The organism is Algibacter lectus, assembly GCF_004368925.1.
In the GTDB taxonomy this organism is placed as follows: domain Bacteria; phylum Bacteroidota; class Bacteroidia; order Flavobacteriales; family Flavobacteriaceae; genus Algibacter; species Algibacter lectus.
In genome coordinates this window covers 37,401-57,907 of sequence record NZ_SORL01000001.1, presented here as the reverse complement: position 1 = coordinate 57,907, position 20,507 = coordinate 37,401, and the positions used below count along the sequence as shown (strand labels likewise).

At 33.6% G+C, this 20,507-nt stretch carries 25 protein-coding genes; 17 read left to right on the top strand and 8 right to left on the bottom strand.

Features of this window, described 5'->3' with window-relative positions; translation table 11 throughout:
* The first annotated feature begins 94 nt into the window (after positions 1 to 94).
* The 4 genes from htpG (at position 95) to DFQ06_RS00290 (ending at position 3,991) form a co-directional block, all read left to right on the top strand.
* Positions 95 to 2,008, top strand: coding sequence for a molecular chaperone HtpG (htpG, locus tag DFQ06_RS00305; RefSeq protein WP_133965375.1), 1,914 nt, complete (start codon positions 95 to 97; stop codon positions 2,006 to 2,008).
* Positions 2,009 to 2,173: 165 nt separating this feature from the next.
* A complete protein-coding gene (locus DFQ06_RS00300) occupies positions 2,174 to 2,641 on the top strand; it encodes an FKBP-type peptidyl-prolyl cis-trans isomerase (protein WP_074940115.1) in 468 nt (155 codons plus the stop codon).
* A gap of 215 nt (positions 2,642 to 2,856) precedes the next feature.
* Complete coding sequence (locus tag DFQ06_RS00295) at positions 2,857 to 3,351, top strand: RNA polymerase sigma factor (protein WP_042506320.1); 495 nt, start codon at positions 2,857 to 2,859, stop codon at positions 3,349 to 3,351.
* A gap of 4 nt (positions 3,352 to 3,355) precedes the next feature.
* Positions 3,356 to 3,991, top strand: a complete 636-nt coding sequence (locus tag DFQ06_RS00290; RefSeq protein WP_133965373.1) for a hypothetical protein — start codon at positions 3,356 to 3,358, stop codon at positions 3,989 to 3,991.
* Between the two features lie 154 nt (positions 3,992 to 4,145).
* On the opposite strand, the gene DFQ06_RS00285 is transcribed toward DFQ06_RS00290, so the two are convergent.
* Positions 4,146 to 4,739 carry a pseudouridine synthase gene (locus DFQ06_RS00285; RefSeq protein WP_133965371.1) on the bottom strand — a complete coding sequence of 198 codons (594 nt, stop codon included), beginning with the start codon at positions 4,737 to 4,739 and terminating at the stop codon, positions 4,146 to 4,148.
* 36 nt (positions 4,740 to 4,775) lie between these two features.
* Positions 4,776 to 5,447: a uracil-DNA glycosylase family protein gene (locus tag DFQ06_RS00280; RefSeq protein WP_042506317.1), complete on the bottom strand. Its 672-nt coding sequence runs from the start codon at positions 5,445 to 5,447 to the stop codon at positions 4,776 to 4,778.
* A 64-nt stretch (positions 5,448 to 5,511) separates the two neighbouring features.
* Between DFQ06_RS00280 and DFQ06_RS00275 the strand changes: the two genes are divergently transcribed.
* Positions 5,512 to 5,646 (top strand): 30S ribosomal protein THX, encoded by a 135-nt coding sequence (locus tag DFQ06_RS00275; protein ID WP_074940106.1) that lies wholly within the window; start codon positions 5,512 to 5,514, stop codon positions 5,644 to 5,646.
* A 3-nt stretch (positions 5,647 to 5,649) separates the two neighbouring features.
* On the opposite strand, the gene DFQ06_RS00270 is transcribed toward DFQ06_RS00275, so the two are convergent.
* The 4 genes from DFQ06_RS00270 to DFQ06_RS00255 form a co-directional block, all read right to left on the bottom strand.
* On the bottom strand, positions 5,650 to 6,327 hold the full coding sequence (locus DFQ06_RS00270) for a hypothetical protein (protein WP_133965369.1): 678 nt from the start codon (positions 6,325 to 6,327) through the stop codon (positions 5,650 to 5,652).
* 122 nt (positions 6,328 to 6,449) lie between these two features.
* Entirely contained in the window at positions 6,450 to 7,208 is a 759-nt protein-coding gene (gene yaaA, locus DFQ06_RS00265; RefSeq protein ID WP_042506314.1) for a peroxide stress protein YaaA, read from the bottom strand.
* Between the two features lie 81 nt (positions 7,209 to 7,289).
* The gene (locus DFQ06_RS00260; protein WP_133965367.1) at positions 7,290 to 7,940 is read right to left on the bottom strand and encodes a VOC family protein; all 651 of its coding nucleotides are present in this window, start codon (positions 7,938 to 7,940) and stop codon (positions 7,290 to 7,292) included.
* Between the two features lie 108 nt (positions 7,941 to 8,048).
* The gene (locus DFQ06_RS00255) at positions 8,049 to 8,507 is read right to left on the bottom strand and encodes an Lrp/AsnC family transcriptional regulator (protein ID WP_042499976.1); all 459 of its coding nucleotides are present in this window, start codon (positions 8,505 to 8,507) and stop codon (positions 8,049 to 8,051) included.
* A gap of 176 nt (positions 8,508 to 8,683) precedes the next feature.
* Between DFQ06_RS00255 and DFQ06_RS00250 the strand changes: the two genes are divergently transcribed.
* From DFQ06_RS00250 to DFQ06_RS00210, 9 genes are all read left to right on the top strand, one after another.
* Positions 8,684 to 9,817, top strand: coding sequence for a histidine decarboxylase (locus DFQ06_RS00250; RefSeq protein ID WP_133965365.1), 1,134 nt, complete (start codon positions 8,684 to 8,686; stop codon positions 9,815 to 9,817).
* A 79-nt stretch (positions 9,818 to 9,896) separates the two neighbouring features.
* A complete protein-coding gene (locus DFQ06_RS00245; protein ID WP_133965363.1) occupies positions 9,897 to 10,511 on the top strand; it encodes a hypothetical protein in 615 nt (204 codons plus the stop codon).
* Between the two features lie 120 nt (positions 10,512 to 10,631).
* Complete coding sequence (locus DFQ06_RS00240; RefSeq protein WP_042500076.1) at positions 10,632 to 10,961, top strand: ArsR/SmtB family transcription factor; 330 nt, start codon at positions 10,632 to 10,634, stop codon at positions 10,959 to 10,961.
* Positions 10,962 to 10,992: 31 nt separating this feature from the next.
* The gene (locus tag DFQ06_RS00235; protein WP_042499964.1) at positions 10,993 to 11,460 is read left to right on the top strand and encodes a DUF6428 family protein; all 468 of its coding nucleotides are present in this window, start codon (positions 10,993 to 10,995) and stop codon (positions 11,458 to 11,460) included.
* A 21-nt stretch (positions 11,461 to 11,481) separates the two neighbouring features.
* Complete coding sequence (locus DFQ06_RS00230) at positions 11,482 to 12,099, top strand: arsenate-mycothiol transferase ArsC (protein ID WP_042506310.1); 618 nt, start codon at positions 11,482 to 11,484, stop codon at positions 12,097 to 12,099.
* Between the two features lie 3 nt (positions 12,100 to 12,102).
* Positions 12,103 to 13,152, top strand: coding sequence for an ACR3 family arsenite efflux transporter (gene arsB / locus DFQ06_RS00225; RefSeq protein WP_074940088.1), 1,050 nt, complete (start codon positions 12,103 to 12,105; stop codon positions 13,150 to 13,152).
* A gap of 175 nt (positions 13,153 to 13,327) precedes the next feature.
* The gene (locus DFQ06_RS00220; RefSeq protein ID WP_042499960.1) at positions 13,328 to 14,038 is read left to right on the top strand and encodes a 3-ketoacyl-ACP reductase; all 711 of its coding nucleotides are present in this window, start codon (positions 13,328 to 13,330) and stop codon (positions 14,036 to 14,038) included.
* Between the two features lie 78 nt (positions 14,039 to 14,116).
* Positions 14,117 to 14,395 (top strand): putative quinol monooxygenase, encoded by a 279-nt coding sequence (locus DFQ06_RS00215; RefSeq protein ID WP_042499958.1) that lies wholly within the window; start codon positions 14,117 to 14,119, stop codon positions 14,393 to 14,395.
* 127 nt (positions 14,396 to 14,522) lie between these two features.
* A complete protein-coding gene (locus DFQ06_RS00210; RefSeq protein WP_052415515.1) occupies positions 14,523 to 15,365 on the top strand; it encodes a zinc metalloprotease in 843 nt (280 codons plus the stop codon).
* A 193-nt stretch (positions 15,366 to 15,558) separates the two neighbouring features.
* Here DFQ06_RS00210 and DFQ06_RS00205 read toward each other — a convergent pair whose 3' ends face one another.
* Both DFQ06_RS00205 and DFQ06_RS00200 read right to left on the bottom strand, forming a co-directional pair.
* A complete protein-coding gene (locus DFQ06_RS00205; RefSeq protein ID WP_042506308.1) occupies positions 15,559 to 16,593 on the bottom strand; it encodes an RluA family pseudouridine synthase in 1,035 nt (344 codons plus the stop codon).
* A gap of 2 nt (positions 16,594 to 16,595) precedes the next feature.
* Complete coding sequence (locus DFQ06_RS00200; protein ID WP_042499956.1) at positions 16,596 to 17,150, bottom strand: PASTA domain-containing protein; 555 nt, start codon at positions 17,148 to 17,150, stop codon at positions 16,596 to 16,598.
* Between the two features lie 170 nt (positions 17,151 to 17,320).
* Between DFQ06_RS00200 and DFQ06_RS00195 the strand changes: the two genes are divergently transcribed.
* The 3 genes from DFQ06_RS00195 (at position 17,321) to DFQ06_RS00185 (ending at position 20,432) form a co-directional block, all read left to right on the top strand.
* The gene (locus DFQ06_RS00195) at positions 17,321 to 18,295 is read left to right on the top strand and encodes a D-alanine--D-alanine ligase (RefSeq protein WP_042506307.1); all 975 of its coding nucleotides are present in this window, start codon (positions 17,321 to 17,323) and stop codon (positions 18,293 to 18,295) included.
* 132 nt (positions 18,296 to 18,427) lie between these two features.
* A complete protein-coding gene (gene coaD / locus DFQ06_RS00190) occupies positions 18,428 to 18,883 on the top strand; it encodes a pantetheine-phosphate adenylyltransferase (protein WP_042499954.1) in 456 nt (151 codons plus the stop codon).
* 22 nt (positions 18,884 to 18,905) lie between these two features.
* Positions 18,906 to 20,432: a phospholipase D family protein gene (locus DFQ06_RS00185; protein WP_052415514.1), complete on the top strand. Its 1,527-nt coding sequence runs from the start codon at positions 18,906 to 18,908 to the stop codon at positions 20,430 to 20,432.
* Positions 20,433 to 20,507: the final 75 nt, after the last annotated feature.

Here is a 20,507-nt window from a genome sequence, read left to right as displayed (position 1 = left end):
CAATTGGCATTTTTGTTGACTATTAGAGAACAGAAGTTAAAAATTTAAATTAATCTGTTTCTCTTCTTCAAGGGAAAAAAATAAATTATATATCATGACAAAAGGAAGTATTAATGTATCGGTAGAGAATATCTTTCCGCTTATTAAAAAATTCTTATATAGCGATCACGAAATTTTTCTACGTGAACTTATTAGTAACGGTACCGACGCCACTTTAAAATTAAAACACTTAACGAGTATTGGCGAATCTAAAGCTGAGTACGGTAACCCTAAAATTGAAGTGAAAATTGATAAAGAAGGGAAAAAACTTCATATTATCGATCAAGGTTTAGGAATGAGTGCAGACGAGGTTGAAAAATACATTAACCAAGTTGCTTTTTCTGGAGCTGAAGAATTTTTAGATAAATATAAAGATTCTGCTAAAGATTCTGGAATTATTGGTCATTTTGGTTTAGGGTTTTACTCTGCTTTTATGGTAGCCGAAAAAGTTGAAATTATCACAAAATCTCACAGAGAAGAAGATCCTGCAGCACATTGGACTTGCGATGGTTCTCCAGAATTTACTCTAGAAACGGCTGATAAAACAGACCGTGGAACAGAAATCATTCTTCATATTGCAGAAGATTCTACAGAATTTTTAGAAGAAAACAGAATTTCTGAATTACTTTCTAAGTACAACAAGTTTATGCCTGTGCCAATTAAATTTGGAACTAAAGAAATAAACGACCCAGAGTTTACTCCTGCAACCACTAAAGATGAAGACGGTAAAGAAACTACCGAACCTCACAAAAAAATTACGGTTGATAACATTATAAATAACCCTACTCCAGCCTGGACAAAACAACCAGCTGATTTAGAAGAAGACGATTATAAGAGTTTCTACAGTGAGTTATACCCATCTCAATTTGAAGATCCTTTATTCAACATTCACCTAAATGTAGATTACCCGTTCAACTTAACAGGAATTTTATACTTCCCGAAAATGTCGAACGATATGCAAATGCAAAAAGATAAAATTCAACTGTATCAAAACCAAGTTTACGTTACCGATAACGTAGAAGGTATTGTACCAGAATTTTTAACCATGTTGCGAGGTGTTATCGATTCTCCAGATATTCCATTAAACGTATCGCGTTCTTACTTACAAGCCGATGGTGCTGTAAAAAAGATTTCGTCTTACATTACTAGAAAAGTAGCCGATAAATTAAAATCTTTATTCAATTCAAACCGTGAAGATTTTGAAGCTAAATGGAGTGATATTAAAATTGTTATTGAATACGGAATGCTTTCTGAAGATAAATTCTTCGAAAAAGCAGATGCCTTTGCATTATACCCAACCGTAGATGGTGCACACTACACTTACGAGGAGTTATTCAATAAAATTAAGGCAAATCAAACCGATAAAGATGGCAAGCTAGTTATACTTTATGCTTCTAATAAAGATGCACAACACAGCTATATCGAATCTGCTAAAGCTAAAGGTTACGAGGTTTTATTGTTAGATTCTCCAATTGTATCTCACTTAATACAAAAACTAGAAAGCAGCAAAGAGAACATCACTTTTGCCCGTGTTGATGGGGACCATATTAATAATTTGATTAAGAAAGACGAAACAACAATTTCTAAATTAGATGAAGAGCAAACTAAAACTCTAGATGCTTTATTAAAAGAAGTGATTCCTGCAGAAAAATTCACAGTTCAGTTAGAATCTATGGATAGTAGCGAATCTCCATTCACCATTACGCAACCAGAATTTATGCGTAGAATGAAAGAAATGCAAGCTACAGGTGGCGGAGGTATGCAAATGTTTGGTAATATGCCAGAAATGTACAACCTTATTGTTAACACAAACTCAGATTTAGTAAGCGATATTTTAGCAACCGAAGTTAAAGAAACTCAAGAGCGTTTAATTACGCAAAGTTTAGATTTAGCACGCCTTTCTCAAGGTTTATTAAAAGGTGAAGAATTAACAAACTTTATTAAACGTAGCTACGAAATGATTAAGTAAGCTATATTACTTTTCGCTTTCGCGGAAAAATAACAATACTAAAAGCCACTTTGTGAAAACAAAGTGGCTTTTTATTTTTAACATACAGTACTAAAACCGCTTATAATTTCGTTTTAAAACACAATATAATTCTCGTTATATTTGCTACTAAAAAAAATCAGAAAAATGAAAAACACATTTCTAATTGCATTTGCATTAATCCTTTTTACATCTTGTGGAAACGATGACACTAGCAATAACACCTTCAAAGATTACACTGAAGAAAACGATGCCGAAATTTTAGCTTACATTGAAGCAAACGAACTATCAGCACAAAAAACCGATTCTGGTCTTTACTACGTTATAGACAATCAAGGCACAGGAGTTCAACCAACATCATCAGATAATGTAACCGTAGCCTACAAAGGTTATTTTACCAACGGAACAGTTTTCGATGCTAGTGATGAAGACGGGATTTCTTTCAATCTAAGCCAAGTAATCCCTGGTTGGACAGAAGGCATCACCTATTTTAACGAAGGTGGCAGCGGTATACTATTAATACCTTCTCACCTAGGTTACGGAAGTTTTAATTACAACGGTATCCCTGCAGGTTCTGTATTAATTTTTGATGTTACCCTTATTGCGGTAAACTAAGTAAAACACATAAAACATACCTTAACGGCTGTCTAAAACATATTTTAGACAGCCGTTTTTATTTTAAAACATTATATTTCGGGCAATAAACAACCAAAGCACAACACTAAAAATTAACACATTACAATCACAAAATATAAACTGATAAAAATATTTTAAATTTTCTGTAACAAATTTAAATTTCAAACTACTTATAAAATAACTAACCCACAACTTTGAATAAAGAACTAGAACATAGTTTTGTAGAATTGCTAGAAAAGCATCAGAATATTGCGCACAAAATTTGTCGTTTGTACACCAATAACTATGATGCCCATAACGATTTATTTCAGGAAATAACCATCCAGTTATGGCGGGCGTATCCCAAATTTCGAGGCGATGCAAAATTTAGTACATGGATGTACCGCGTGGCTTTAAACACGGCTATCACCTTATACCGAAAATCTAAACGCACCATCAACACACAAGATTTTGAAGGTGTAGCATTTAAAATAAAAGCCGAAGATTACGACGATACCGAAGAACAACAATTAAAAGTGCTTTACAAAGCTGTACACCAGCTTAACGACATTGAAAAAGCGTTAGTTTTCTTGTATTTAGAAGACAAAGACTATAGAGAAATAAGTACCACATTAGGAATAAGTGAAGTGAATGCCAGAGTGAAAATGAACAGAATAAAAACAAAACTTAAAACTATATTAAATCCGTAACCCTATGGATGAATTAGATATCTTAAAAAAGGATTGGAACACCACCAAACCTAACCAAAAAAAACTAACGGTAAATGATATTTACCCGATGTTACATAAAAAATCGTCTTCTATTGTAAAGACTCTTTTTTACATAAGCATAGCCGAGCTCGTGTTTTGGATTATCATAAACACCATTCCCTATTTTTGCTCTGCCGAATACAACGCCAAGTTAGAAGCCATATATCAAAACGATGCCGTAATAGTTGCAATAACCATTTTTGGTTATGCCATTATTGCTCTGTTTATCTATTTGCTCTACAAATCGTATAAATCTATTTCGGTAACCGATAGTGCAAAAAAACTAATGGAAAGCATTATCAGAACGCGAAAAGTAATAAAGTACTACGTGCTATACAACCTCATTATGGCTGGCACATCCATCATGGTTGGGTTCTATTACGCCATACATAACGACCCAGACATTTCCAATAAACTCGCTGCATCCGGAAGCTCAAAAATGCTACCAATAATAGCCTTTTTAATATTATTTACAAGTCTATTTATTTTCGGAATATGGTTATTTTACAAGCTCATTTATGGCCTATTATTAAAACGTTTAAATAGAAACTACACCGAATTAAAAAAGTTAGAACTGTAATTATATTTGGGCGTTACCCAAGGGTCGGGCTTTCCGCTATATCTTTATTTGTGCTAAAAAGTGTAGAACTTCTAAACAATATATTGGCAAAACAGAACAATTGTTTATTTAATGTAGCTTAAGGCTAGCACAAAAAAGGATGCCGCATCAATCCCTAACGCAGGGCAAATGTACTATACTCTATAACATCGCCAGCTTGCATAGCATTTATACCAAGGTTTCCTACCCGAACACGAACCAATCGTAACGTAGGAAATCCAACAGCCGAAGTCATTTTTCTAACCTGTCTAAACTTTCCCTCGTTTAAAGTAATAGATACCCAAGTGGTTGGGCCATGTCTATCATCCCTTATCTTCTGTTGCGCAACCGGCACATCTGGAATAGTATCTAATTTAAAAGCCTTACAAGGCTTGGTTTGGTACTTTTTACCATCAAAACCAATTTCTACACCAGCACGTAGTTTCGCAACAGCTTCCTCTGTAATGTCGCCATCAACTTGCGCGTAGTATTCCTTTTCAACTTTTTGACTATTCACAAAATCACTCATTTTACCATCGGTAGTTAGCAACAATAAACCTTCCGATTTTTCATCCAAACGACCAATAGCCATAATGCCTTCAGGAAAATCATCCAACTCTCCTAAAAACCGTTTACGTTTTTGTTGAGTAGAATTACTGTAAAACTGACTCAAAAACCCGTAAGGTTTGTAAATGGCAAAATGTTTATGTTCTGTACTATTTTCAGTCATTTATAAAATAAACTTCTTTTAAAAATTTCATTCAAATTAAAAAAACTCGCGATACTGCATCACTCGAAAATCAAAAGTATTAAAATTCGAATCACTCTGCTTTAATTGTTTGTATAACGCCATACTCCCAATAGCACGATTGGCAGAACCAGAAGACGACGTTAACGATACTGTTTTAACTACACGCTTACATTTAATATGATCACTAGGCATTTCAAATTTATGAATTCTAGGAACTTCATTAGAAATCAATTCTAATTTCAAACCATAATCTCTTATGTGTTTCCTGAAAAAATATTCGGGTCCATTTTTACTATTTCCACCAGTAAACAAAAGCGTATCAATATTCGGAAACTTTTTTAAATAACCAACAACATCGCGCAAAACTATGTTTTTCATTCCTAAATCCGACGCATCAATCTTGTCGCGTTCGCAACAATCTACAATATCACAAACACCTATTTTATGAGCAATCAAAAATTGCTTTCGTTCTTCAATAGCCGCTTCCGAGTTATCGAAACGCAAGCCTAAATTATGTATTTTATTAATGTACAACCAAAGCGAATTGTAATAACTACCATAACAGAAGTCTACATCTTTCTCCAAAAGATCACCCGTTGAGAATCGTGGTGGCGGTAATGTGCCCACTATCAGCTTTGTAGTATCTTTATTAATAAAAGGTTGGTATGGATGCTGATGTTTAAACACGTTTTACTTGATTTTTAAGCTAAAATTCAGTATATTCTTTCAATAACAAAAAATATAAAATTACATGGGTAGAGGAGATAAAAAAACAAAACGAGGTAAAATAAACAGAGGGACTTTTGGAGCACGCAGACCGCGTATAAAAAAGAAACCATCTATTGAAACTCAAATAGACATCTCAAAAAAAGCAAAAGTTAAATAACTTTTAATCGAGTTGTGCTAGTATTTTATCAACTTGAGCAACTGTACCGCGATACAACTTTTGGTTGGTTCGCGTCATGTGTTGCGATTCGTTTTTAATATCTTCTAAAATACTTTTAGCGTCTTCCTTTTTATTTCGACTTATTAAAAATTCGGCTAGAATTAAGCGTTCATTATAAAAAGAATAACGAATATCTATTTCTCGTAAATTATGCTCAGCAACTTCAAAGTCGCCTAGTTTTTCATGCGCTAAACCACAAATAAACTGTGTTTTAGATTTCTTGTACTCTAACTTATCTTTAATTTTATCTGCATAAAAAATAGCTTTATTATAATCTTCAGCTAAAAAACAAGTTTCAACCAATTTACTATTCACATAAAAATCATTTTCAAAACCATCTTGCAAAGCCTTTAGATAATGAGGCATCGCATTGTTAAAATCTTTATTAGCCAAATAAGCATCGGCCAGATTTACCCGATTTTGATAAGATTCTAAAAACGTCAACTGCTTTTCTAAATCTTTAATTTTCTTTGTTGGATTTATAATATGTGTTATTTCACTTGTTATTTTCTCCGCATCGCGCTTATTATAAACTTGTGTAATTAAATAGATAACACAACCAATTAAAGGCACAAAAAAGATAAGAAACACCCAATAAAACGAGTTTCCTTTTTTGTACATGTGATATATACAATACACCTGAAATGCGACAATAAGATAGTAATACATTTATATTTTTATCATAAGGTTTAGTCTTCAAATTTAGTGTTTCTAAATTTTGTAAAGCTTAACGCACCTACCTTTTACCTAGTAAAAATTAAATCGTTGTCTTTAGATAGCTCTTCACTAAAACCGTAACCACCATAATTAAACCCTTTTAAATCGTCTACGGTTTGTGCATTGGTATCTATAACATAGCGCGCCATTAGACCACGAGCTTCCTTAGCGTAAAAAGAAATAATTTTATAAGCTCCATTTTTAAATTCTTTAAAGTTAGCCGTAACCACAGGTACTTTTAAAGCCTTTTTATCGATAGCCTTAAAATACTCATTACTTGCTAAATTTAAAAATAATTCATCATCTTCCAGCTCTTCATTTAAAGCTTTTACAATATCTTTTTTCCAAAATTCGTAAAGATTTTTATGACTTGCAACAGGCAATTTAGTTCCCATTTCTAAACGATAAGGTTGTATTAAGTCTAGCGGTTTTAAAACACCATATAATCCAGAAAGTATACGCACCGTGTTTTGCATAGTTGTTACTTTTTCTTCTGGTAAATTATAAGCATCTAAACCACGATAGACATCACCATTAAAAGCGTATACGGCTGGTCGTGCATTTTCTGCGGTAAAGGGTAATTCCCAATCTTGATTGCGCTCGTAGTTTAGCTCCCCAAGCGTTGCAGAAATACTCATAAGCTCAGATAAGTTTTTTGCAGATTTCTTTTTAAGCACTTTATTTAAGCGATCTGCTTGCTTTAAAAACGCCCCTTCTGTATATGTTTTTGTTGGTAATTCTGTTTCCAGATCCAACGATTTTGCTGGTGATATTACTAATTTCATGTCTTTATATTTAACCTCAATACACGAGGATATTTTTATTAATTATTATATTTTTTTAAACCTCTAATTTACAATATTTCTTTAAGTTGATAAGACTTCTCCGGCTATATACTTAAAGTTGTAATCGCCTTTAATCATAAAATCTGCCGTATGCACAGACTCACCTGTTGGATGCCAAGTTTTAACGGTTTTATCAATTAAAATAAACAAGCCATCATGATTACCTATAGCACAAAACCGATTAATATTTCCATCGAAAATAGAAATAGGCTTTATTCTAGAAATCGCTTCATACAAGGGAGAAAGATTTGTAGTAACCATAGCAATTTCACTTATTGAAATAATTTCTTTTGCTGTAAATTGCTCGACAGAATTTTGATTTAAATCCTTTCTCGCTATAAACTCTACAATATTCTTATCGGCATCATAGAAATAAATAGCTTTTGCATTCCAACTTTCAAAATTAGAAATCAAGTTTTCACCATCTGGTAAAATAGCAACACGCTTTTGCAACCATAATAAAGCCTCATCAATTTTGTTCGATGGAATATTGAAAGCAAAATGTGCCGAATTCACCGTCTCTTTATATTCAAAACTCAAAAGACTTTTACCGGTTTTAAAGGTTATCTTTTCTTCGGAATCAAAAACTAAATCGAAGTCCACAACCTCTTGGTAAAACAACTTTTGTTTTTCAATTTGGTTAGTGAATAAAGTGATTTCTTCAATTTTCATACCTCAAAGATAATTGAGTAAACTGATATTTACTACCGGTTTAGAATGATAAAACTTATCTTAAAATAAACAAATATTATCAACACTACAAACACTCATAACCAAAAACTATAACTGCAAGTTATAAGCCGTATTGTCTTTTACCGAATTCAATAAAAACGAACTATGTATTGTAGAGATCCCTTCTACTGTAGATAATTTTTCATTAATAAACTCATGAAACTCGGTAATATCGCCTACTACAACTTTTAACAAGTAATCGTAATTTCCAGAAACCCGATGGCATTCCATAATTTCAGGCAGTAAAAGCATTGAATTATTAAAATTATCAGCCAATGCTTTTTGATGCTTCAATAAGGTAACTTGGCAGAATGCAATAAGCGTTTTCCCAATTTTAGTTCTATCCAACAAAGCCACATAAGATTTCACAACCTCTTGCTGTTCTAACTTTTTAATTCGCTCGTAAGTTGGTGTTACACTCAACCCTACTTTACTCGCTATTTCCTTAGTATTTTGCTTCGAATTTTCTTGAAGTTGCATCAAAATTCGTCTATCAATATCATCCATACTAGATTTTTTTTCTTCCTATTAAACCATCAAAGCTCAAAATAGTTATTTTAAACTGTCATTTCAAGTATTTAAGTTTAATTATCTAATATTTTAACATTCATAACAAAAATGAATTATAAACTATAATTTTACAGAACAAACGAAACCAACATTTTAGATAATTATTTACAAAAATGAATACAAATCCAGACCTTATAATCGATTCACTTTTAACTCAACTAGTAAAAGACAAAGAAAAAGTTTTAGGTTATCCTGTTGCTCAAGATTTTGATTATTCGCGTTTAAACGAATTTCTAAAATACCCAATTAATAACGTTGGAGATCCGTTTGAAGAAAACACATATAAAGTACAAACGCACGAAATGGAATGCGAAGTGGTTGAGTTTTTTGCTGAGCTGTTTCGGGCTGACCCAAAAAATCATTGGGGCTATGTTACCAATGGCGGATCGGAAAGTAATCTTTACGGATTATACCTTGCCAGAGAATTGTACCCAAAAGCAATGGTGTACTTTTCGGAATCTACACATTACAGCGTAAAGAAAAACATTCATTTACTAAACATACCAAGCATCACGATTAGATCTCAAGAAAATGGAGAAATAGATTATGAAGATCTTGAAAACACCCTACAGTTTAATCGCCATAAACCAGCCATTATATTAACCACTTTTGGCACAACCATGATGGAGGCAAAAGATGATGTCTCTAAAGTAAAAAAGATTTTAAAAAAATTAGCCATTCAAGACCACTACATACATTGCGACGCAGCATTATCTGGATCTTATGGCGCTTTTATAGAACCACGAATCCCTTTCGATTTTAAAGATGGTGCTGACAGCATTTCTATAAGCGGACATAAATTTATAGGTTCACCATTTCCTTCGGGAGTAATTATTACTAAGCGTTCGTTACGCGATAGAATTGCTCGAGGCATATCGTACATTGGATCTCTAGACACAACAATTACCGGCTCACGAAACGGCCATAGTCCACTATTTTTATGGTACGCCATTAAGAAAATGGGGATAGCAGGTTTAGCTAAACGATTTCAACATAGTTTAGAAACTGCTGAATATTGCAAAAATGAACTTATAAAACAAGGCATAAAAGCTTGGACCAATCCGGGTTCAATTACTGTAGTATTTCCAAAAGTATCAGATGCTATTAAAGGAAAATGGCAATTGGCCACAGATGACGATATTACACATATTATCTGTATGCCTAATGTTACCAAAAGCCAAATTGATGAGTTTGTTAAGGATATCGTTTTAGAAAAAAGCACAAAAGAAGAAGTCGCTGTGTTTTAAAAAAAATTGATAACTTCGTTTAATAGGTTTTCTAAACATATAGAAAACCTATTTCTGTTAATTAACTGAAACGAAATCGATGAAAAAACACGTTATCCTTTTAACTATAACCTTACTACAATTATCATTTGTTGCATGTAAAGACGATTCGGGCATCTGTCTCTTAGGCATTACAAGTTTAAAATTAACAAATGCAACTTATTTGGAACCTCTAGACATCCCCCAAGCCACGGTGGAGAGTTTTGAATACAGAGCTATATTAGAGTTTCCAGAACCTGACACGAAACCAAATCCAAATGGAAAACCAAATGCATGTGTTTTATCTTTTGATAAACTACACACTCCTGTTTCCAATTTTTCAATAACTTCAAATGTAAAATTATTTAACACAGCTCCAGGTGAACCTATAGACTTAAAAAACTTCAATATATATCAATGTAACTTACTACTCTCTGGAAATTATACAGAAAGAGATGATATGATGAATACTAGATACTCCATTAAAAACTGGATAAAGCTACTAAACACAGGTAGTGAAGACAAAAGGCACATTAAACCTTTTAGAAAGTCTTACATTGAATTTGCCGATAAAAACGAAAGAATTGAAGTTGAAGGCATGACGCTTAAGTTCACTATTACACTTGATGATGGAACACTGTTTACAGCAGAAACAAGGCCTGTAAATTTAGACTAGTTGATACACCTCATTACTACTCTTTTTATTATCTAGAAGCGTCATAGCTAAAAAATTAACGCTCACTAATTTGTTGTTTCGTTTATTAATCGTAATATCGCAATGAAACAATTAATAAAAATGGGATTAGCTAAAACAGAAATATTTACCGACTCACAAAACGAGATAGCATTATTTGCAAAAGCATTTGGGCATCCTGCACGTGTGGCTATTTTAGAACATTTATTTAAAACAAACACCTGTGTTTGCGGAGATTTAGTAAATGAAATAGGCCTTGCGCAGCCTACAATTTCTCAACATTTAAAAGAACTAAAACTTTTAGGCTTAATAAAAGGTAATGTTGAAGGTACAAGTGTTTGTTACTGCATACACCCAGAAAATTGGACAAAAATGAAAGCTGTAATGAATACTTTTTTGAATCAAGATTTACCTAAAACAGATTGTTGTTAAAATATTAATATCACAATAAATCATTTGAATTATGAAACTATCAGAAATAAAAAACGAGTTAAGACGATTAAATCAAATCGCATTTAAATTGCCAAACGGCGAATTAGTACCAAACCATTTTCATGTTACCGAAGTTGGAAAAATAACAAAACATTTTATCGATTGCGGTGGCACGGTTAGAAATGAAACCGTTGTAAACTTCCAACTTTGGAATGCAAACGACTACGACCATAGGTTACATCCAGAAAAACTATTAAATATTATTGAACTTTCTGAAAAAACTTTAGGTATTGAAGATTTAGAAATAGAAGTAGAATATCAAGCAGAAACCATTGGTAAATTCGGGTTAGAATTTGATGGCACCAACTTTTTATTAACCACAAAACAAACCGATTGCTTAGCACCAGATCAATGTGGAGTGCCAGCTGAAAAACCAAAATTACAATTTTCGGACATTCAAACAGGTAATTCTTGTACACCAGGAAGTGGATGTTGCTAAACTTAAAATTCAAAACATATTATGACAGTATATAACGATATTGATAGAATTATTTCAACCTTAAGTGTTGAAAATATATCAGATGCCAGAAAAGAAATATTAAAGCCATTAGTCGATTTTATTCAACTAAAAGTAAATACAAAACAAGATATCCGTATTAATTTTATTTGTACGCACAACTCAAGACGAAGCCATTTATCGCAAATATGGGCGCAAACTATGGCGCACTATTTCAATATTAAAAATGTGTTTTGTTATTCTGGAGGCACAGAGGCCACAGCACTTTTTCCAGTAGTAGCACAAACTTTAGAAAATTCTGGTTTTAAAATTAATAAAATAGCTGAAACAGATAATCCAATTTATAGCATAAAATATTCTGATAACTCACATCCGGTTATTGGGTTTTCTAAAAAACTAGATAGCGATTTTAATCCCAAAGCTTTGTTTGCAGCAGTAATGACCTGCTCGCAAGCCGATAATGGATGTCCGTTTATAGCAGGAGCCGAAAAGCGAATTCCTGTAACATTCGAAGATCCAAAAGCTTTCGATAACACACCACAACAAATAGAAAAATACGAGGAACGCAGTTTACAAATTGCAACCGAATTATTTTATGTGTTTTCACAAATAGCGAAATAAACGATGAAGTCTACTAAAAAATTAAGTTTTCTAGATAAAAATCTAACACTTTGGATTTTTGTCGCCATGGCTATAGGCGTAAGTATAGGTTACTTTATACCAACCTTCCCGAGTTTAATTGAAAATATGAGTAGTGGCTCAACAAACATTCCTATCGCTATTGGTTTAATTTTAATGATGTATCCTCCACTCGCCAAAGTAGATTACAAATTATTACCAATGGTTTTTAAGAATACAAAACTGTTGTCTATTTCTCTGCTTTTAAATTGGATTATTGGTCCTGTTTTAATGTTTGTTTTGGCTATAACTTTTTTACACGACTACCCCGAATACATGGTAGGCCTTATTTTAATTGGATTGGCACGCTGTATTGCTATGGTTTTAGTCTGGAACGATTTAGCCGATGGCAGCAGCGAATACGGGGCTGGTTTAGTAGCACTAAACAGTGTTTTTCAGGTATTTGCTTATAGTTTTTATGCTTGGTTATTTATAACGGTACTGCCTCCCTATTTTGGTTTTGAAGGCGCTATTGTCGATATTTCTATAGCAACTATTGCCGAGAGTGTTGCTATTTACTTAGGGGTACCTTTTCTTTTAGGCATTTTAAGTCGTTACTTTTTAGTAAAATTAAAAGGTGAAACTTGGTATACAGAAACCTTTATACCAACTATTTCTCCGTTAACCTTAATCGCGCTTTTATTTACTATAGTGGTTATGTTTTCTCTAAAAGGCGAGCTTATTGTAGAAATACCAATGGATGTTTTAATTATTGCAGTACCATTACTTATCTACTTTACTATTATGTTTATTATTGGTTTTTTCGTGACGAAAGCAACAGGCGCTACTTACGATAAAACGGCCTCGGTAGCATTTACAGCGGCTGGTAATAATTTTGAACTAGCCATTGCCGTTGCTATTGCTGTTTTCGGTTTAAATTCGGGACAAGCATTTGCGGGTGTTATTGGTCCTTTGGTAGAAGTTCCTGCATTAATTTTATTAGTAAAAGTTTCTTTTTGGTTGAAGAAGAAATACTACGGAAATGTAACACAATAAAAGATTTATTTTAAAACTGAAAGCTCTTGATTTAATGATATGCTTTGGCTTGTTATAAGCTCAAAAAAAATGATCATATTTTAATATAAGTTTCACAGCTTTTAAAAAAAAATCATTTAATTTTAATGTACCAAATTTCAAGTAAAAATAGAGTCATAAAATATTCAAAAAGAACATGAAAAATAAAAAAGCAATAATAACAGGCGGTAGTCGTGGATTAGGAAAAGCAACAGCAATTGCCTTTGCTAAAGAAGGTATAGACGTTGCTATCACAGGTAGAAATGAAAAAGCTTTAAAAGAAACAGTTTCAGAATTAGAAACTATTGGAGTTAAAGCAACTTATGCCGTTTTTGATGTTGGTAATTACGAAGAAGTAAAAACAGGTATCAAAAGTATTATTGATACTCTTGGTACTGTTGATATTTTAGTAAACAATGCTGGCATTGCAGCTTTTGGAACATTTAATGATATGGAAGTAAGCCAATGGAGCCAAATAATCCAAACCAATGTAATGGGTATGTATTATGTAACTAAAGAGGTTTTACCATATTTAATTGATAAAAATGAAGGTGATATTATTAATGTATCGTCTACGGCTGGTTTAAGCGGAAATGCAAGTACATCGGCATATTCAGCATCAAAATTTGCTGTAATTGGTATGTCGGAATCTTTAATGAAAGAAGTTCGTAAAAACAATATTCGTGTTTGCACATTAACACCAAGCACCATAGCTTCTGATATGTCTATAGATTTAGGCATCGCTACTAAAGACTCGGAAGACAGCGTTCTACAACCAGAAGATTTTGCAGAATTAATTGTTGCTGGTTTAAAATTACCAAGACGTGCTATGCTTAAAGGTGCTGCTTTATGGTCTACAAATCCATAGAACAAAAACAAATCTATAGCGGAATTTTCAATTGAAAGTTCCGCTTTTTTTTTTACATCAAATCTTAAAACTTATACTATGGAAAAAGTAATTATAGCACAAATAAGTGTTCAAGCATCAAAAACAGAAGCCTTTTTAAAACTAGCAAAAACAATGGTAGCCCAAAGTAATGCTGAAGCTGGTTGTTTACAATACCGCTTACTAAATGAAGTGGATAAGGAAACAGAATTCCTATTTCATGAAAAATACGTGAATGCAGAAGCTATTGAAATCCATAATGCATCGGAGCATTTTTTAGATTTCGTAAAGAATATAACGCCACTTTTAGCGAAAGAACCCATTATTGAGGTTTTTTAAACTGAAAATATGGTAAAATAAAAGCTTGACTTTGTAATAAATTTCGGCTAACTTAGTGTCAGCATATTAGAGCCTTTTTTAGGCTCTTTTCTTTTAGAAAATAACAAACATATAACACGCAATTACTATGGCTTTTTTTATTAATAATAAAGAATTTAAAGATCAAGAAGAATTTATAAGATACGGCAGAGGCTGTGCTACAAAAATTCCGACACCAATCGATATTCTGCGTGTTGATGAGGAGATTAAAGCCAACCAAACTAGGCGTCAGTTATTTTTAGACTTAACAATAGAAATACGTTTTCATCATATTACTTATGGTGCACGCGGCCTGATTACAAGAACGCAAAGAGAACGACAAGTTGAGCTTTTAAACACAGCATACTCCAATGTGGGCTTAACGTTTACTTACTCTGAACAGGAAGTAAAGTTTATAGACAACGTAAACTGGTACAACATGGGCCACGGATCGGCAAGTGAACGCCAAGCGAAAACTACACTTGGTGCAGACCCGCACAAATACCTTAATTTTTATACAGGTGGTTTAGTTGCTGGTTTATTGGGTTGGGCTACATTCCCTTACGATTTGGCGGGAGATCCTGATATCGATGGCGTGGTTATGCTAGACGAATCGTTACCTGGTGGATCGGCTGAACCGTACAATTTAGGAATGACGGCTGTGCATGAAGTTGGCCATTGGTTAGGTTTATACCATACTTTCCAGGGTGGATGCGATGGTGTTGGCGACCACGTACAAGATACACCTGCCCACAGCAGTGCTAACTACGGAAAACCAGAAGAAGGCAAACCTCATAATGCTTGTAATATTAATGACTTTGCTCCTATTCACAACTACATGAATTATGTAGATGATGATTGGATGAACGAGTTAACCACGGCTCAAGAAACTCGAATTAAAGAACAAATAATGATGTATAGAACGGGATTACTTAACTCTGCTAATGTGTAAACACTTAGAGTTAAAGCTAAAACCTAGCGGATAATGCGTTAGGGATTGATGCGCCATCCTTTTTGCAAAAACAAAAAAGCCTAGACTATGGTTGGTCTAGGCTTTTTTTATTATGTGGTTACTCCAAAAGTTTATCTATACTTTGTAAAAAGATATAGCGGAAAGCCCGCCCCTTGTGGTAACGCAAAAATGCTTATAATTCTTGGTGTTTAGAATATACTTTCCATTTTTCGATACATTGTTGCATATCTTCTGGAATCTCAGAATCAAATCTCATAAATTCACCAGTTGTTGGGTGTACAAATCCTAATGTTTTAGCGTGTAGAGCTTGTCTTGGTAATACTTTAAAGCAGTTATCTACAAACTGCTTATATTTTGTAAAAGTGGTTCCTTTTAGTACTTTTTCGCCGCCATAACGCTCGTCGTTAAACAAGGTATGCCCAATATGTTTCATGTGTACACGAATTTGATGCGTACGTCCAGTTTCTAATTTACAAGACAGTAAAGTAACGTAACCTAGGCGCTCTAAAACGCTGTAATGGGTTACGGCTGGTTTACCTTTATCTTCATCGTCACCAAAGAACACCGTGTTTTGCAAACGGTTTTTAGGGTGTCTACCAATATTACCTTCTACGGTTCCGCTATCTTCTTTTACATTACCCCAAACAATAGCAACATACTCGCGCTCGCTGGTTTTATTAGCAAACTGAAGTGATAAATGTGCCATCGCTTCTTCGGTTTTGGCAACCACTAAAAGTCCGCTTGTATCTTTATCTATACGGTGCACCAAACCTGGGCGCTCACTAGAGTTGTTTGGTAAATTATCAAAACGATGTATTAAGGCATTTATTAAAGTGCCAGAATAATTACCGTGCCCTGGGTGTACAACCATACCAGGTGCTTTATTAACAACTAGTAAATCGTCGTCTTCATAAACCACATCAATATCAATATCTTCACCTACCAATAAATTCTCGAATGGTGGGTGCGTGAAAAGTACACGAATGGCATCAAAAGGTTTTACTTTATAATTTGATTTAACAGGTACATCGTTAACAAAAATGCTACCATTTTTTGCTGCTGCCTGAATTTTATTTCGGGTGGCATTCTCAACAAAGTTCATTAAATACTTATCGATTCTAAGCGGTGTTTGCCCTTTATCTACAGTAAATGCATGGTGCTCGTAAAGATTATCTTCGTCGGGTAATTGGGGTGTGTATGCGTCCATAATTAAGGTCTGTTGCCGTTACCTAAAACCAAATCGATAACCGAAGTTTTCTCTAACTTATCGCTAGGTTCGATGGTTTTGCCTTTATACGTCATACGTAAAACCATATCTTCTGCAATATTGTTTTCGTAAGTTAGTTTACCCACTTTAAAACCTAAGGCTTCTAAAGTTGGTTTGGCTTGGCGGTACGTGCGCTCTTTTAAATCTGGAACCTCTATTTTACGGTATCCCGATGGGTTTAATGTTAAATATATTTTTCTGTTTTCTTTTACTTGTGTTCCCGATTGTGGCTCTTGCTCTATTACCGAAAACTTTGGATAATTCGGGTTAAAGTTTGCCGAATCTTGAATTTGCATCACTAAGTTATTCTCTCCCAACTCAATTTCGGCCACATTGATAGACTTTCCTTTTAAATCTGGTACAGTTTCAAATTCACCATGGTTTGTAGATACGTTTAACCATTTCAACATAATGAAACAAAGTACTACAATTGCAACGATAGCCAATGCTAATTGCTTGAAAAATGTTTTGCTAACAAGAAATTTAATAATGCTCATGTATAATTTTTATGATTAGGCAAAGATATAAAAACAGAACTGTTTTTTCTTTTGCATTTTATATGATATTTTAGCTTTACTAATAATAACTATCAATAATTACGTTTTATTATTGGTTTTAGACGGAATAAAGATTTTTTCGCTTTCGCGGAAAGCATAAACACATACAAATGAAAAAAAATATTGCCATAATAATGGGAGGCTATTCTAGCGAATACAAAATTTCTTTAACCAGCGGAAATGTGGTTTTTGAATCGCTTGATAAAACAAAATACAACGCTTTTAGAATTCATATTTTCAAAGATAAGTGGGTTTATGTCGATACTAATAATGACGAATACCCTGTAGATAAAAACGATTTTTCGGTTACCGTAAACGGAAGTAAAACTACTTTCGATTGTGTGTTTAATGCCATACATGGTTCTCCCGGAGAAGATGGTTTAATGCAAGGTTATTTTGAGTTGCTAAACATGCCACAGACCAGTTGTAACATGTATCAAGCAGGTGTTACATTTAATAAACGTGATTGTTTAAGCGTACTGAAACCGTACGGAATTAAGACTGCAGAATCTTATTTTGTAAACAAAGGCGATGTTATAAATGAAGATGATATTATTGCTAAAGTAGGCTTACCTTGCTTTGTAAAAGCCAATAAGGCTGGTAGTAGTTTTGGAGTTTCTAAAGCGCATACCAAAGCCGATTTACAACCATCTATAGATGTTGCTTTTAAGGAAGATGATGAAATTATTATAGAGTCTTTTTTAGATGGCACAGAAGTATCGGTTGGAGTAATTACCTATAGAGGTGAAGTAAAAGTATTGCCTATCACCGAAATTGTAAGTGAAAATGATTTTTTTGATTATGAAGCTAAATATTTAGGTAAATCGCAAGAAATAACCCCCGCCCGACTAACAAAATACCAAGAAGACCAAGTAAATGCGCTTGCAAAAAAGGTTTATCAGGTTTTAAAAATGAAAGGTTTTAGCCGTAGCGAGTATATTTTTAAAGATGGTGAACCCCATTTATTAGAAATGAATACCATTCCAGGCTTAACACGAGAAAGCATTTTGCCACAGCAAGCAGCTGCAGCCGGAATTAGTTTAAGTGATTTGTTTGATAGCGCTATTGAAGAAGCTCTAAAATAACAAACTCCATAACATATTTGGGCTTTTATAAATCTATGAAATAAAAGCCCAATTAAAACTTGAATTTTAGATTTGTATCTTTACTAATCAATTAAACATTTCCTATAATTTCTTAGGAAGAAAACCAACTTAATGAAACGAGCTATTTTTCCAGGATCATTCGACCCGATAACTTTAGGACACTACGATATTATAAAACGTGGCGTTACACTTTTTGATGAAATTATTGTGGCTATTGGCGTTAATGCCGACAAAAAATATATGTTTACTCTAGAAGAAAGAAAAGCATTTATTGAAAATACCTTTGCAGACGAACCTAAAGTAAAAGTGGTGACTTACGAAGGTTTAACGGTACATTTTTGCCAAGAAATTGGTGTTGAATTTATTTTACGTGGGCTGAGAAATCCAGCAGATTTCGAATTCGAAAAAGCCATTGCTCATACCAATAGAGACCTTGCTCCTATTGAAACTGTTTTCCTATTAACTGCTGCAAAAACATCATACATTGCCTCATCTATTGTTCGAGATGTTATTAGAAACAATGGTGATTACACCAAATTAGTTCCCGACACAGTGCGTATTAAATAACGCTTTACAAAATCTATTTTCTTTGAAATTCCAAATTTATTGTATCTTAATATGTTTCACTTTAGCGTCTTGTAAAGACCATAACACCGCAACTATTATCACAGATTTTTGTTCAAATATCCATCGTGACGATAGTTTTACACTATCTACTGCTCTTGAAGATGTAGCACCTTTAATGGAGGATAAAACAGGTGTTTATGTTTTAGAAGATGGTAGTGGTTCTATGGTAGCTCGAGCATGGTTAACCGAGTATGCCGAAAAAACAATAGATATACAATACTTTATATTCTCTACCGATAACATCGGCCTTATTGCCTGCGATTACTTAGTACGCGCAGCAGATCGTGGTGTTAAAGTCCGAATTTTAGTAGATGACATTATGGTTGATGCTGAAATTGAAGATATTTTAACCTTTAACTCACATGAGAATATTTCGGTTAAAATCTATAATCCAGGTATTAATTTAGGTAAAAACATTTTTCAGAAGATAGGAAAACTATCAACCGATTTTAAAGGTGCCAACCAACGTATGCATAATAAAACCTTTATTGTAGATAATAAAGTGGTTATTACTGGCGGTAGAAATATAGCCAATGAATATTTTGATTACGACCACGAATACAATTTTAGAGATCGTGATATTCTTTTATTAGGGAAAGAAGCGAAAAATGTAAAATCGTCTTTTGAAATGTTTTGGAATAGTGAACTAAGTCAAGATGTAACTACAATAATTAAAAGCGATACTGAAAAAGTATATTCGGAAACCACTTTTGATAAACTACACGAATATGCTTGCAATCCAGAAAACTTTTGGCCGCAAGTGCGCGAACGTATTGAAAACCTTCCGGAAACATTTAACAACATCAAAAACTCCAAAGACTTTGTTTGGCTAGACGATGTTCATTTTATTTCCGATTTACCCGGAAAAAACGATGAAGCTTATAACTTATCTGCAGGTGGACTTTCTACCGATGCTTTAATAGATTTAGTTAAAAAAGCAGAAACCTCCATAGATATACAAACGCCGTATTTAATTACTTCCGATCTTAGTCGAAGTTTGTTTAAAAAAGCCGTAGACCGTGGTGTTAGCGTTCGTATTTTAACTAACAGCCTCGCTTCTACCGATAATGTTGAAGCATTTAGTAGTTACCAAACTGATCGAAAAAAACTACTTGAAACAGGCGTTCGTATTTTTGAGTTTCGCCCAGATGCAGAAGAACGATCGAATATAATGACTGGGGAATTACAAGAAAAACTAGACTACAAACCAACCTTTGGTCTGCACGCTAAATCGATGGTTATTGATAATAAAACTACTGTAATTGGTACGTTTAACCTAGACCCAAGAAGCGCTAATTTAAATACAGAATGTATTGTAATTGTTGATTCTGAAAAAATATCTAAAGGTGTTTTAAAAGGTATGGAAATCGAATTTAAACCCGAAAACTCTTGGGAAACAACTTTAGATTTCAATCCAGATTCTGAAGTTAGCAACTACAAACGCTTAAAAACTTGGACTCGTAAAATTCTTCCGAAGGCTATTTTATAAGTATTAATCTCAGAAAATTTGGCACAAAAAAACAGCTTTTAATTTTCTAGAGACAGACCAAAACGGTTAGAATAT